General features: G+C 61.9%; 1 protein-coding gene. It reads right to left on the bottom strand.

Going from position 1 to position 423, the window contains the following annotated elements:
* A partial coding sequence (locus AB4Z35_RS30715) for a DUF3683 domain-containing protein (RefSeq protein ID WP_442101261.1) occupies positions 1 to 223 on the bottom strand: 223 nt, incomplete at its 3' end.
* Positions 224 to 423 lie beyond the last annotated feature (200 nt).

Below are 423 nucleotides of genomic sequence, written 5' to 3' on the forward strand. Positions count from 1 at the left end.
GTACGACCCAGATGTCGCCGAGCACTTCGTACAGCATTCGCGCGGAGCGGCCAGTGCGGCGCTCACCACGCAGTTCATCCAGAATGCGCCAGGCTTCCTCGCCCAGCAGGCGGATAACGATCTCGCGGTCCGAAAAGGACGTGTAGTTATAGGGAATCTCGCGCAGGCGCGCGGGGGCGTCCTGTGCGGCGAGCTTGGCATCGAGCACGAGTGGGGCGTTCATGGCGGGACCGCTTCCTGCTGCGCACGGGGACAGTGCGCGATTGTCGTTCATTGAAGCGCGATTGTACTGCAACGGCCCGCTTCGCTGCACCGCAACAAGGCATAAGAGACGGTTCTGTCAGAACCATTGACGAATCGCTTCCCCCACGCCGTGCCAGAACGAGTCTGGAATCCACATCAGGCTGGCCGTCATCACAAGGT

This window comes from Pseudomonas sp. KB_15 (genome assembly GCF_052114525.1).
GTDB lineage: Bacteria > Pseudomonadota > Gammaproteobacteria > Pseudomonadales > Pseudomonadaceae > Aquipseudomonas.